The sequence below is a fragment of the Streptomyces sp. NPDC059582 genome, assembly GCF_042735715.1.
Lineage (GTDB): Bacteria > Actinomycetota > Actinomycetes > Streptomycetales > Streptomycetaceae > Streptomyces.
On sequence record NZ_JBHWCC010000001.1, the window covers coordinates 241,012 to 254,214 of the forward strand.

Below are 13,203 nucleotides of genomic sequence, written 5' to 3' on the forward strand. Positions count from 1 at the left end.
GGTCACGGCGCGACGATGTCGTAGCGGTAGTCGGCGGACCGGGCACGTTCGTGGCCGATCATCATGATCAGCAGCGGGATCTCGCCCCGCTCGGCCAGCCCGAGTTCCTCCTCGAAGGAGACGCTGTCGAAGCCGAGGGCGACGCCGCAGCCGGTGCCTGCCGCGGAGGCGGCGGTGTAGACGGCCTGGGCGACGGCGCCGACGACGGCGTTGACCAGGCGGTAGCCGCGGTCCCCGACCGAATCCAGCACCGCGTGGGTACGGGCCACGGGCACCAGGACGGCGGCGGCCTGCTCCACGTTGTAGTTGGCGAGGAAGTAGTTCCGCTGGAGGAAGGGGCCGTAGTCACCCGCCTTCATCAGCACCAGCTCGCCTGTGTCCCGGTCGTACTCGTAGAGACCGGCCGGGACTTCGCGGACGTGGTTGACGAACACGCACAGCCGGGTCAGGGGCGCGCCGCCGGGTGACTCGGCGTCGCTGTCCAGCGTGCCCGCGGCGATCGCGGCCCGCAGCGCGGTGGAGAGCCGGGCCGCGTCGAGCGGCTCGGCGGAGGTGAACCGCCCGAAGCTGCTGCGGCGTTCGCGCAGCGCCCGGCGCACGGAGACCGCCAGCGGCGCGGGCGCCGGCAGCGGCACGCGGTCGCCGGACGCGGCGGGAGAGGCGAGGGAGCCGTCCAGCACGCCGGGGGCGGGCCGGTCGGCGGCGCCGTCCAGGGTGGCGGCCTGCATGCGGAGCAGGGTCGGGAAGGACAGCAGCCGGCGGGACTTCTCGTCGGGCACCCGCCGTACGGCGGCGCCGGGCGACGGAGGCGCCGACGCGGCCGGAGCGGTACCGGCCCAGCGCAGCGGCACGACGGCGAACACGCCGTCGTCCTCGGGATCCAGCCCGAGCAGCCGGCCCAGCCGGGGCTCGTCGAACCAGAAGGCACTGCCGAGCTGGAGGCCGTGCGCGCGGGCCCACATGCGCCAGGTCTGGACGAGGGCGCCGATGTCCATCGTCACCGCGTGGTAGCAGAAGCTGTTGTACTTGAAGGAGTTCTGCCAGAACGTCACGCCGAGGACGAGGAACTGGTCGGTCCCGGCGGCTTCTTCCAGGTCACCGAGGGCCGCTCGGACCTCCGCGCTCACGTCGCCCGACAGAAGCCGGGTGACGCGGTGGTGCGGAGTGTCGTAGTAGTAGACGCCCGGGGTCAGAGGACCGCTCGCGCCGCTGATCCAGTGGACGCCGATGGGGTAGAGGCCGCCGCCGGAGGCGGTGCCGCGGGACCAGTTCGCGTGCGAGTAGAACGGCAGCGAGCCCAGGTCGGTGTTGGCCTGGACGGCGAGCCGGCGTCCGGTCAGACCGTAGGAGTCCCGGAGCATCGCGCCGAGCAGCGGCAGGGTGAACGCTCCGGTGCCGGACCGGCCGAACAGGCCCCGGTCCAGTGTCGCTTCCTCGGCGCAGCCACCGTCGGGCAGCGGCACGGACGGGGCGCCGGGAAAGAACTTGCCCTTGCGCGGACGGTCGGACCAGTCGGGGACGAAGTCGGCCGGCTCCATGGGGACCCGGCCCCGCCGCATCACCGCGGTCGCGTACTCATGGGCGTATCCCACGGTCACTCCCTCTTCTGCTCGTGCTCGTCTGTGGTGGCCACCGGCGCCTGAAGTGCCCCGCGCCGGACGGTGGGTGGTGCGTGTGTCGGACGGTGGGGGTGCATGTGTCGGACGGTGGGTTGTGCGTCTGTCAGGTCGTGGCGTGTCGGACAGTGGGTGTTGCGTCTGTCAGGTGGTGGCGTGTCGGACGGTGGGTTGTGCGTCTGTCAGGTGGTGGCGTGTCGGACATGGCGTGGGGGCGGACCACTGGTCCCGGGGGTGTCGGTCACGCACTGGGGATGGTCGTCAAGGAAACGGGTGCGGGGCCGGGTTGAGGTCGTCCGGTGACAGGTCGTCGCCGCGCAGTCCGGCCTCGCGCAGCGCGGTGCGGACGCGGGGCATCAGGGGGCCGCGCTGCCGGCTCCAGCCGAAGTCGATCGGGATCAGACCGGGCACCAGGACCTTGACGGTGTGAAAGCCGAGGGCTCGCTGTTCGGCGGCGGTCTGGTCGACCACCACCACGTCGAACCCCCGCGCCGTCACGGCACCGACGCACGCCTCCACGTCCTCCCGCAGATCGGCCGAGGGAACAAGGGCGCCGGGCCCGGAGGCGAGCGAGGACAGCGGCACCCGGTCCCCCTCGTCCCGGCCGCGCAGCAGGAAATCGGTGTACGGGCCCATCTCGGGCAGCCCGTACAGGAGGGGGTGGTCGTGGAGCACGCGCACCTCGTCGAAGTCGTCCGCCATGCGGCGCAGTCGGCGCTCCTCGCGGGCGGTACGGCGACGGAGGTTCACGGAGTCGGTGGCGATCTCGCACAGGCCGCCGGCCAGCGCGTCCTCCGGATCGAGAGAGGCACCGGCGCCGAAGCAGAGCAGTCCCGCCCCGCCGTCGACGCGTTCGGCGACGGCGGTCACCACCGGCACCGGGAAGGTGACACGGGTGTCGAAGAACCGCGCCCGGTAGCCGTACATCGCCAGCCGGTCGACCATGGCACGGGTCGCCGACCGGGTGCTGCTCGACGGGTCGATCTCGGGCAGCCGGGCCCGGCCGAACCAGGCGAGCAGGAACGCGTCCCGCTCGATGGTCTCCATCAGCCCGTGGTAGACGGCCTCGGCGAGACTGCCGCCGGAGGCACAGCCGTTGGAGCTCTCCTGGACGAAGCGCCGCCGGACGCCACCGGGCGCGTGGTAATACGCGACGACCTCCGGTACGAGCACCGGCCGGTCCTCGCGCAGCGACCAGCCCCACACCCACCGCACCGGGCGGTCCGGGGCGAAGCGGGGCGCGTCCGGTTCGGCGGCGTGGAAGGCGTCGGAGTACAGACCGGTGACCCGCGGGTCGAGCGCCGTGTCGCCGAGGTCGTCGAAAGCGGCGGTGACCACGGTCCGCTTGCCGCGGGCCCGCATCCCGGCGTACCGCTCCAAGCCCTCCAGCAGTCCCACTCGCACGCTCGCGCCGTACGTCCCGGTGTGACCGCCCCAGTAGCACTCGCGCAGGTAGTCGCCCGAGCGCGTGGTGAACGCGCCGACCGTGGAGGAGGTCGAGGCGGACGTGAGATCGGGTACGACGGACGGGCCGAGCATCCCGGTGACGGGGTTGGCGAACGCCTCCGGCACCAGGTCGTAGGCGTCCAGCGGGCGCAGCCGGAAGCTGTCCGGGGCGTGCTTGGGGCTGGGCTCCAGGGTGATCCGGGCGGCCTCGGCGGTGTCGTCGGGGTGTGCCCCGCAGGACGGGCACTCACCGTCCGGCACCAACGGGAACCGGGCGACGCGCAGCGTCTCCAGGTCCAGCAGCCAGACCCAGGGATTGCGGGCGGCGCGAGGCCGCCGGACCGCCGCCGCGACGAGGGCGGACAGGGCGTCCGCCGCGAAGTCGGCCCGCCACGGCGGGGTGCCGGTGGCCCGGGGCTCCCCGCCGCGCTCGATGGCGTCCCGCAGGTACCCGGCCCGTACCGATTGCCAGCGACGGGCCAGACACCCCGCACAGCCCGGACCGCCGTCCACGGCCGTCGGGCCGATCACGGCATGGTGCCCGTACAGCCCGATCGGTACGGCGCCGGGGGCGAACTCCGCCTTCCCGTCGTCCAGTTCGTCGCGGCGGCCGAGCGGGACCACCACGGCCGGCGGCGTGCCGGGGTGGCGTCCGGCACGCTCCGCGAGGGCGACGGTCAGGGCGGCGCAGACCTCGTCCCACGGCCCGGCGGGCACCGGTTCCGGCGGCGCGGCCCGGTCGCGCGGCGCGGCCACGGTCTCAGTCGGCACAGAGCGCTCCGCGGGTCAGCAGGACGCGCGCCGCGTGGAGGTGGCCGGCCGCGAGGTCGGGGGCGGGCAGCGGCACCGCGAGGGCGTCCCGGCCGGCGGCGGCGAGGCCGTCGAGCACGGCGGCCCAGGTGGTGCCGGTGTCCGGCAGCGGTACGACACCCTCGGCGACGAGGGTGGCGGCGTCCAGGTCGGCCCACACCGGGTCGCCGGTGTCGGGGCCGGCCGCGGCACGGCGCAACTGTTCGGCTCCGAGCAGGTCGCGCAGGGCCTCCCGTACGGCGTCGCGGTGCCGCAGGCCGCTGCCGGTCGCCCAGCGCACCTCGCCGGTCTCCGGATCGGTGCGGCGGGCCAGGACGACGGGCAGCAGACCACCGCCGGTCGCGGTGAGGTCGAGGATCTCGACGGAGACGCCGAGGTTGTCCGCCGAGCGCAGCAGGAAGAGCGCCTCGGGGTCGGCCGTGAGCGAGGACTGGTCCACGGCGGGCACCGGGGCGGTGCGGCGGACGGCGCCGCGCAGCGCGTCGAGGGCGAGCGCGGTCGCCAGGGCCCGGGCCAGCGCGGCCCGCGGGCTGCCGGCGGCGCCGGTACCGGCCGAGGTCCGCTCGAACAGGCCCAGGTCGTTCCAGCCGCCCAGGGTGCGGACGGCGGCCGTCGGCACCAGCACGGTCCGTGCGTCGGTCAGGGAGACGGCCTCGCTCCAGTGGGCGACCCGGTCCGCCGGGACGTCGAGACCGGTGGAGACGGCGAGTTCGGCGGGGGCGACGCGCGTCCACTTGCCGACCGCGGCCTGGAGGGTGGGCGCGTCGAGCACCCGGGGCGGGACGACGTGTTCGGCGTAGACCTCCGCGGCACGGAAGAGTGCGGCGAGGCGGGCGCCGGCCACGGTGTGGATGTCGGCGGCGGAGATCCGGCGCGTCCTGCCGGGCGCGAGGCCGAGGCGGACGGTGCTCACCTTGAGCGGGGTCTGCTCCCAGTCGTCGTCGGCGAACGCGGTGAAGACACCGGCCCGCTCGCGGACGAGGACGTCGCGCTGCTCCAGTGCCGCGAGCAGGGTCCGGGCCGCGTCCTCGTCGGCGGCACCGTCGGCGGGCAGCGCGGCGGGCTCGTCGTCGGGGTGCGGCGCGCGCAGCACATCACCGGGGAGAGCGGCGGGTTCGGCGACGCCGGTGTTCTCGACGGCGGCGATGTCCTCAGCGACGGCGGTCTCGGCCGCGACGGTGTTCCCGACCCCGCCGGTGTCCTCGGCCGCGACGGTGTTCCCGACCGCGCCGGAGTCCTGGGCCGCGACGGTGTTCTCGACCCCGCCGGTGTCCTCGGCCGCGACGGCGGTCTCGACCCCGCCGGTGTCCTCGGCCGCGCAGTACGGGCAGCGGGGGTGCGGTAGCAACGGCTCGGTCAGGACGTCGAGGGAGTCGAGGTCCTGGACCACGATCTGGTTGCGCGTCTCGGCCGGCAGCGCCTCGGTGGCGAGGCGGAACACCTCGAAGGCGAGGAGGTTGCCGAGCATGCCCGCGAGCGGGCCGACCAGGTCGGGCGCGGGCGCTCCGAGCGGTGCGGCGGGGCCGACCGAAGCCCACAGTTCCGCGCTGTCGGCGGCGTCGGCTCCCGCACCGAGCCGCAGGGCGGCGCAGCACCAGCAGCCGGGGGTACCGGCGGTCATCACCGGGCCGACGACGGCACGGTTGCCGAACGTCCAGGCGCCGAGCAGGCGGCGGCCGGCGGGCACGCCCTCGGCAAGCAGCCGCAACAGTTGACGGCGCCCGGCCGCACCGGTGACCAGGACGGTGTCCCAGCCGTCGAGGTCCTGCCAGCCGTACGTCCCGTCGGCCGACAGGGTTGCCGCGTGCGGGACTTCGACGGCGGAGGCCGGCGAGGCGGACAGGGCCCTCGCGGCGGGCGCGGGCAGGCGGACCAGTCGGGGGGCGCAGCCCGCTTCGGCGAGGGCGGCCGCCTCCGCGTCGAGGTCGGCCGTGCCCTCGACGCCGTGGAGTTCATGGGAGAGCACGTCGTACGGCACGTCCGGTTCGGTGACCGCCACGGCGGCACAGCCGTTGCGGAGCAGACCGAGCGCCGCCCAGCGGGCCAGGGCGTCGTCGCCCAGGACGGCGACCGGGCCGGAGCGGAAGCGCAGGAACCGGCCGGGCGCGTCGTCCGCGTAGTGGTCGAGATAGTCGAGCTGATGGGCGAAACGATTCGCTACCTGCGGCGACACCGCGTCCGACGACGACACGAGCCCGGCGTCCCGGGCGAAACCACGCGCGTAGAGCGCGCGCACGAGTTGGACCACCATGTCGCGCTGCTTGTCCCCCAGGCCGGCGCACAGCTCCTCGACCCGGCGCTCTCCGACGAGGTGGGGCACGATCAGCGTGGCGAAGCGGTAGGCGGACTGTGTGACGACGTTGAACCCGCCGTGGGCGTTGTGGAAGAGCACCCCGGACGGAGTCCGGGTGAACAGGACGTCCCTGCGGATGCGGGGCCGCGACTGAGCGATCTCCTCGTAGGACGCGGGAGCGTGAGCCATGGGGTGCGAAAACCTCCGAAGTGCGGGGGACGGTCAGCCGGCGGTCGACGGGGGGAGGTCCGTCGGGTCGGGTGGGACGGCGGCCGGAAGGCTGGCACCGGCCGCCTGGACGAAGAGCCGGAGCAGGTCGTGGACGCGGAAACGGCCGGACGGGTCCTCTTCCAGCAGCCCGGCGTTGACGAGCGCGCGCAGGACCAGGGTGCCCGGGGCCGGCGGTGAGGCCCGTCCCAGACCGGTCGGCGCCTCGGCGGCGGGCGGTGGCGGTACGCCCGCGGCAGGCAACACCGCGCGCCCGCCGGTCGGTTCGCCGCGCAGGACGGCACTGTGCAGCTCGCGCAGCGCCGGACCGGGCTCCACGCCCAGCTCAGAGGTGAGGTACGCGTGGATCCTGCGGTACTCGGCGAGCGCCTCGGCACGTCGCCCGGAGCGGTACAGCGCCTCGATGAGCAGGGCGGACAGCCCCTCGTGCCCGGGATCGGCCCGGACCGCCTCGCGGGCCTCGGCGATCATCTCCCGGTGCCGTCCCAGGCGTAGTTCGCCGTCGAAGACACGCTCGACGGCGAGGAGACGCTCCTCGGCCAGGCGGGGCACGTGGTCGCGATGGAGCTCGTCGGAGTGGACGTTGCCGAGGAGAGGGCCCTTCCACAGGCGCAGCGCGGTCTGTGCGAGGTGCAGCGCGGACTCGGGATCGTCGCTGGCACCGGCCCGGGCCAGCAACTCGCGGAACCGCAGCAGATCGAGGGTGTCCGCGTCGGCGTGGAGCCGGTAGCCGCCGGGCACGGCCTCGATGGCGTGGCCCGCGACGCCGTATTTCGCGAACAGCCGGCGCAGCCGCAGCACACAGGTGTGCAGCGCCGACCGGCCACCGGCGGGGGGCCGGCTTCCCCAGACCACGCGCTGGAGCAGATCGGCGGAGACGACGGCGCCGGGATGCAGGAGCAGGGCGGCGAGCAGCGAACTCGGCTTGGACGGCTGCAACACGACCGTCTCGTGGCCGTCGGTGATGGCCAGCAGTCCCAGCACCAGGAACCGGGGTCGGCTGGTGGCTGCCGCTGCGGCGGACGTCAGTTCGGGGAGCGCGCCGTCGGGCGCGGGGGCACCGGTCTTCACCACAGCCTTTCGCATCGCACGGTGGGTGGGGTGGTCCACCAAAGGCCTTGCAGGACAGAGCACTTGTCCACGCCAGGGATGTGTGGCGGGTACAAGTGCGCTACCGAGTGGGGAACTTAGATTCGATCAGGACACCACGTCCAGTGGTTGGCACGAAACAACTGGTTACAGGTGAGGTTGACGAAGATCTTGATGCCCATGTGCGTGGATATGGTTTTGGCGGGCGGCCTGCCAGGGCATACGCTCCCGGAGGAGTGCCGCGGGATCCCCGTACGCCGCACTCAGGGGAGGATCCATGCCGTGGTGGGCGCTGATCCCGGTCGTCTCGATGATCACCGGGCCCGTCGCTCTGTACCTCATGACCCGGCGCAAGCGCCGGCCCGAGGTCGCCGATGAGCGCTACGACGAGCTCTCGCGGAAGTACACCGCGCTGCTGGAGGACTCCACGTCAGGCGAGCTGCCCAACGGTCGCGCTCGCTACCCGGAGACCCACTGAGCGTCAGACGCACGGACACCGGAGGCAGCGCCTACGGACTGCCGCCTACGGACCGGCGACCGGCGACCGGCGACCGGCGACTGGCGACTGGCGACTGGCGACTGGCGACTGGCGACTGCCAGGCCTAGCAGCCCATCGTGGGCATGCGCGCGTCCGGGCGCGTGGCGTGGGTCGAACAGGTCGGGCTGTACCGCCTCTTGGGACTCCGCCACGAGTTCGCCGACGAGTTCGCCGCTACGCGGTCCGATCAGCGCCGACCGACGCGCCCGACCGCGTCGCCCCCATCGGTGTGACGGGGCAGGGGAGGTCCCAGCCCCGACCGGCGAACGTGGGTCCGGCACGTTCGACACGGGTCGGGGCCGCGAGAGTCCTCTTTGCTGACGCAACAGGACTCAAACCAGCTCGGGCTGCATATCGGGCCGCAGCGCCGGCGTCGCCTTCGGTACCCACAGCCTGGTGGTCCGTACGTAGCCGTGGATCACCGAGGCCATCGCCAGAATGAGAAGGGGTCCTGACACCCAGGGGTGTTCGGCCATCCGCGTCGGCAGATAGCGGTACGACAGCAGGAGCGCGGCGAAGACCGCCGTGCCGTACGCGACCAGCTGGACGCCCGACCGGTCCCAGCCGCGCTCGAGCGAGCGCAGAGCCGCTTCTATCGTGAATGCGAACACCACACCGGCGACGAGATCCGCGCCGTAGTGGTAGCCGAAGCCCAGCGTCGCCGAGAGTGTGGCGACAAGCCAGAACGTGCCCGCGAACCGCAGGATCCGCGGACCCCTGCGGGAATGGATGAAGATCGCGGTGGCCCACGCCGTGTGCAGGCTGGGCATGCAGTTGCGTGGGGTGATCTCGTCGAACGGTATCGAGTGCGGGGCACCGGTCGGCAGCGTGTTCGGCCACAGGTCGGCCACCGCCCACTGCCCGCCGTCGGCGCCGTAGGCGAAGACCGGCCCGACCACTGGGAAGATCATGTAGATGGCCGGCCCCAGGAGGCCGATCACCAGAAACGTGCGCACCAGATGGTGGCCGGGGAAGCGGCGCTCGACCGCCACGTTGCGCAGCTCGTACAGCGCGACGATCACCGCGGCGACCGCGAGCTGAATGTAGACCCAGTCGAGAACATGGTTACCGATCGGACCGGTGGCCTGGACGATCCGGCCCGCCAGCCACGACGGGTTGCCCAGCGCGTGATCGGCGGCAGCCATGTAGGGGTCGAGCACCGTCGGGCGGGTCTTCGACGTGATGAGCAGCCAGGCGTCGCCCGTCTTGCGGCCGGTCACCAGCAGCAGGCCCAGCCCGACGCCCTTCAGCAGCAGGACACGTTCCCGGCCGGTGCGACGCGTGACGGCGATGACCGCGTAGCCCAGAATCACCCACAACGCGCCGTTGCCGAACATCATCTTGGCGCCGACCGCCCACCGCGCCAGGAAGAAGGCGACGTCGATGCCGACCGCGACACCAGCCGCGATGAACCGTTGCCGCCACGGGAGCACCACCATCATCAACGCCATACTGGCGTACAGCAGTGGCCCCGATTTGGGGGCGAATATCACCTCTCGCACCTGATTGGTGATCGGCCCCGGTAGGCCGAAACGACGCGCGGCGATCTCCAGCGCGACGAGGAACCCGAGGGCCACCACACCCACCGTGACCCACAGCATCGCCCGTGGTTGACGCCACGCGAACGCGGTTCTGTACTTTATTCGCGAGAACATCCGCGTCGATATAGATATCAATTGTTTGACCGATTCGTTACGAATTAGCTAAATAAGTCACTCTTCGTGCTACGGAGCATTGCCTGTCGGTGAAGAAAAGGTAATGAGGGCGATCATGTTATAGGAGCGGTACGGATGGGATTCGCTGGTCACGGGTGACGGGAAAACCGGTCGAGCCACCGCTCGCCGGCCTGGAGCCCCGGGCGCGACCGGGAAACTCCCGCGCTCTGTTTCATTTGGCTCGGCTGCCGCGGCGATCAGGGGGCTTCGGTGCGGCAACGAGGCACTCGAACCGCTCGCGTGAGCCAGCTCCGGAACAGCGCCACCAGGGGGTCTTCCAGGGCCTGCCCGGTTCGTCACCCGGCGCTTGCGCGGGGACAATGAGACTCCCGGGCCTTGTGAGGTGGTGGCGATGCCCGTATGGCATCTGCGCGACTATCATGATGATGATCTTGACCAGGCGATCCAGATCTGGGATCAGAGCCGCCAGGCCGACGAGGAACGGGTGTTTCCGGTCTCCGAGGTGATGGCCGCGGCCAAGGCCGGGCAGACGGCGGTCGTCGCGGTGGTCGGTGACGAACTGGTGGGCATGGCCGTCGCGCAGGCATACGAGAAGCGGGGATGGATCCTCCTCGTGGCGCTCGCCTCCCGCTGGCGCGAGCGCGGGATCGGCAGCGCTCTGCTCACCGAGCTGGAACGGCGCCTGCGGGCCATGGGCGTACGCCACATCAGCGCACTGCTGCCCGCCCACGCCGCCGGTGCGAAGGCGCTGGAGAACTCCGGCTACCGGTTCCGCGACGACCTCACCTACTTCGAGAAACTCGAACCCCCCGGAGCCGCGAACGCCGACGTCCTCGCGGCGCTGGGCGGCCGCACGCTGCCCGGAGGGCTGTGGGACGCCATGGCCGGTATGGAGCGGGAGAAGCAGGTCGTCGAACGTCGTGTGGTGCTCCCGCTGGCCGAACCGGCACTGGCCGACCGCTACGGTGTCGTCCCGCCCAAGGCGATCATCCTGTTCGGGCCACCCGGCACCGGGAAGACCAGTTTCGCCAAGGCGGTCGCCTCACGGCTCGGCTGGCCGTTCGTGGAGCTCTTCCCCTCCCGGCTCGCGGCCGACACGAACGAGGGGCTGGCGGCTGCGCTGCGTGAGGCTTTCGCGGACCTGGCGGAACTCGACTCGGTGCTGCTCTTCATCGACGAGGTCGAGGAGATAGCCGGCGCGCGATCCGGCAAGGCGGTCGACCCCGGGCACGGAGTCACCAACGAGCTGCTCAAGCTCATCCCCGTGTTCCGCGAGCACGACTCACGGTTGCTGGCCTGTGCCACCAACTCGGTACGCTCTCTTGACGCGGCCTTCCTGCGACCGGGCCGGTTCGACTACGTCATCCCCATCGGCCCACCGGACCCCACCGCCCGCGCGGCCATCTGGTCCCGCTATCTCGGGTCCGCGTCCGACTCCGTGGACGTCAGCCGGCTGGTCAAGGCCAGCGAGCTGTTCACCCCGGCGGACATCGAATTCGCCGCCCGCAAGGGCGCACAGGCGGCGTTCGAGCGCGAGGTCACACATCGCCAGGACCAACCGGTCACCACCGGGGACTACATGGCCGCCATCGCCGACACCCGGCCGACACTCACGGGACAGGCGATCGAGGAATTCACCGAGGACATCGAAACGTACAGTCGGCTCTGAAACCGGCGCCGTTCAGCCGCCCGAGCACTCGGCCTGCGCATACGCGACCGGGCTTGCGACTGACCACTGCGCGGGCACTCCTCGAAGCCTCCCGGTGACAACGCACCCCGCGCACCGGGTGCACCGAGCGCACCCCGCGCATCGGCGACGGCCACCCAGCCGAGCGGCAGTGGAACGTACCCCTTCATGGTTCACGCTCAACTCGCGTGCGTGTGCGCACCGTTGACGCTCCCCGTGCTCACCACTACCTTCCGAGAGCGCTCTCACTCCTGGCCTGGTCCAGGCCGGAGTCAGCCTACGCAGGGAGGCCCCCGATGCATCCCGTACCGAAATCCCGACGATGGCGGACGGCCGCGGTGTCCGTCCTCGCGCTGAGCGCCCTGCTCCAGCTCCCGCAGGTCGCGTCCGCCGCCGGTACGGCAGTGGCGGCCACCGTCTGCAACAGGTACTGCGACGCCCGCGACCCCGCCCTCTCCCCCGACGACCGCACACCGGTGACGGCGACCGTCCATTCGCGTTCGATCGTCCTGCACTTCGACGACACCGACGCGATGGGCTGGGCGTCCATCGACAACGGCAACCCCGGCGACGAGGTCTGGCTCGACCGCTCGTTCGACGGCGGCCGCACGTGGAGCTCGGGCAGCAAACTCGGTGACACCACCGTCCCCGCCGGACAGCGGGGCTGGCGCACCCTGATGTACAACGTCGACGACTGGGCGGGACACGGCGTCGGCGCCCTGCGCGCCTGCGGCAAGGCGGGGGACCGCGCCGACATCGCCTGCACCGCGTGGGCCCGTACCACCTGGAACGCGGGCAACCGCCGTACCGCCGCGGCCACCGGGCTGATGTCCCTCTACAACTACGGAACCGGCCTGTTCGACACGACCGGCTGGTGGAACTCGGCGAACGCACTCACGGCCGTCATCGACAACATCCGCGTGACGGGCATGGGCAGTTACACGTACGCGATCGCCCGGACGTACGACCTGAACGTGAACGCGCAGGGCGGCCAGTTCCGCAACGACTACATCGACGACACCGGCTGGTGGGGCCTGGCCTGGGTGGCCGCCTACGACCGGACCGGCGACAGCCGCTACCTCGGCACCGCCCGCGCGGACGCCGACCACATGGCCTCCTACTGGGACGGCACCTGCGGCGGCGGGGTGTGGTGGAGCACCGCGAGGACGTACAAGAACGCCATCGCCAACTCCCTCTACATCCAGCTCAACGCGGCGCTGCACAACCGCATCGCGGGCGACACGACGTACCTGGGCCGGGCGCGCGCGGGATGGTCCTGGTTCCAGGGCACCGGCATGGTCAACGGCTCGCACCTGGTCAACGACGGAATCGATCTCGGTACCTGCCGCAACAACGGCGGCACGGTGTGGTCGTACAACCAGGGTGTGCTCCTCGGCGCCCTGACCGAGCTGTACCGGGCGACGGGTGACGGCGGGCTGCTCACCGCCGGACGGCAGATCGCGGACTCCACCACCACCTCGTCCTCGCTCAACACCGCGGACGGGTTCCTGCGCGATCCGTGCGAGAGCGGCGACTGCGGCGGCGACGGGCCGTCGTTCAAGGGCGCGCACGTGCGTGGCCTGGGCAAGCTCAACGCGGCGCTCGCCGACCACCCCTACACGGGCTATCTGCAACGCCAGGCGGACCGCGCCGCCGGCAGCGACCGCAACGCTCTGGACCAGTACGGACTGCGCTGGTACGGCCCGCTCGACAAGGTGGACGCGGCTCGCCAGCAGAGCGCCGTGGATCTGCTGAACGCGGCTCCCTGACACGGCAGGACCGGCTCCGTCCGGCGATGCCCGCTCGCTCCGCTCGAGTGC

8 protein-coding genes are annotated in these 13,203 nt (G+C 72.0%); 3 read left to right on the plus strand and 5 right to left on the minus strand.

The genetic code is table 11. From position 1 onward, the window contains the following. Positions 1-2 precede the first annotated feature (2 nt). The 4 genes from ACFV0T_RS01080 to ACFV0T_RS01095 form a co-directional block, all read right to left on the minus strand. On the minus strand, positions 3-1,592 hold the full coding sequence (locus tag ACFV0T_RS01080) for a SagB family peptide dehydrogenase (protein ID WP_385773030.1): 1,590 nt from the start codon (positions 1,590-1,592) through the stop codon (positions 3-5). A gap of 285 nt (positions 1,593-1,877) precedes the next feature. Beyond that, positions 1,878-3,833 carry a TOMM precursor leader peptide-binding protein gene (locus ACFV0T_RS01085; RefSeq protein ID WP_385773032.1) on the minus strand — a complete coding sequence of 652 codons (1,956 nt, stop codon included), beginning with the start codon at positions 3,831-3,833 and terminating at the stop codon, positions 1,878-1,880. Next, positions 3,823-6,354: a TOMM precursor leader peptide-binding protein gene (locus ACFV0T_RS01090; protein WP_385773034.1), complete on the minus strand. Its 2,532-nt coding sequence runs from the start codon at positions 6,352-6,354 to the stop codon at positions 3,823-3,825. The genes ACFV0T_RS01085 and ACFV0T_RS01090 overlap by 11 nt, the downstream gene beginning before the upstream one ends. Before the next feature lie 33 nt (positions 6,355-6,387). Continuing rightward, positions 6,388-7,479 (minus strand): BTAD domain-containing putative transcriptional regulator, encoded by a 1,092-nt coding sequence (locus ACFV0T_RS01095; protein WP_385773036.1) that lies wholly within the window; start codon positions 7,477-7,479, stop codon positions 6,388-6,390. Between the two features lie 280 nt (positions 7,480-7,759). Here ACFV0T_RS01095 and ACFV0T_RS01100 point away from each other — a divergent pair, with 280 nt between their 5' ends. Beyond that, positions 7,760-7,960, plus strand: coding sequence for a hypothetical protein (locus ACFV0T_RS01100; RefSeq protein ID WP_385773038.1), 201 nt, complete (start codon positions 7,760-7,762; stop codon positions 7,958-7,960). A gap of 392 nt (positions 7,961-8,352) precedes the next feature. On the opposite strand, the gene ACFV0T_RS01105 is transcribed toward ACFV0T_RS01100, so the two are convergent. Further along, positions 8,353-9,675, minus strand: a complete 1,323-nt coding sequence (locus ACFV0T_RS01105) for a phosphatase PAP2 family protein (RefSeq protein WP_385773040.1) — start codon at positions 9,673-9,675, stop codon at positions 8,353-8,355. A 403-nt stretch (positions 9,676-10,078) separates the two neighbouring features. Here ACFV0T_RS01105 and ACFV0T_RS01110 point away from each other — a divergent pair, with 403 nt between their 5' ends. Together ACFV0T_RS01110 and ACFV0T_RS01115 are read left to right on the plus strand one after the other, a co-directional pair. Beyond that, positions 10,079-11,365 carry an ATP-binding protein gene (locus tag ACFV0T_RS01110; RefSeq protein ID WP_385773042.1) on the plus strand — a complete coding sequence of 429 codons (1,287 nt, stop codon included), beginning with the start codon at positions 10,079-10,081 and terminating at the stop codon, positions 11,363-11,365. A gap of 314 nt (positions 11,366-11,679) precedes the next feature. Further along, positions 11,680-13,152: a glycoside hydrolase family 76 protein gene (locus ACFV0T_RS01115; RefSeq protein WP_385773044.1), complete on the plus strand. Its 1,473-nt coding sequence runs from the start codon at positions 11,680-11,682 to the stop codon at positions 13,150-13,152. Positions 13,153-13,203: the final 51 nt, after the last annotated feature.

Bases quoted from the DNA above. Each gene is read 5' to 3' on its own strand.
- ACFV0T_RS01090 (WP_385773034.1), bottom strand. From the start codon at position 6,354: ATGGCTCACGCTCCCGCGTCCTACGAGGAGATCGCTCAGTCGCGGCCC.
- ACFV0T_RS01095 (WP_385773036.1), bottom strand. From the start codon at position 7,479: ATGCGAAAGGCTGTGGTGAAGACCGGTGCCCCCGCGCCCGACGGCGCG.
- ACFV0T_RS01100 (WP_385773038.1), top strand. From the start codon at position 7,760: ATGCCGTGGTGGGCGCTGATCCCGGTCGTCTCGATGATCACCGGGCCC.
- ACFV0T_RS01115 (WP_385773044.1), top strand. From the start codon at position 11,680: ATGCATCCCGTACCGAAATCCCGACGATGGCGGACGGCCGCGGTGTCC.
- ACFV0T_RS01105 (WP_385773040.1), bottom strand. From the start codon at position 9,675: ATGTTCTCGCGAATAAAGTACAGAACCGCGTTCGCGTGGCGTCAACCA.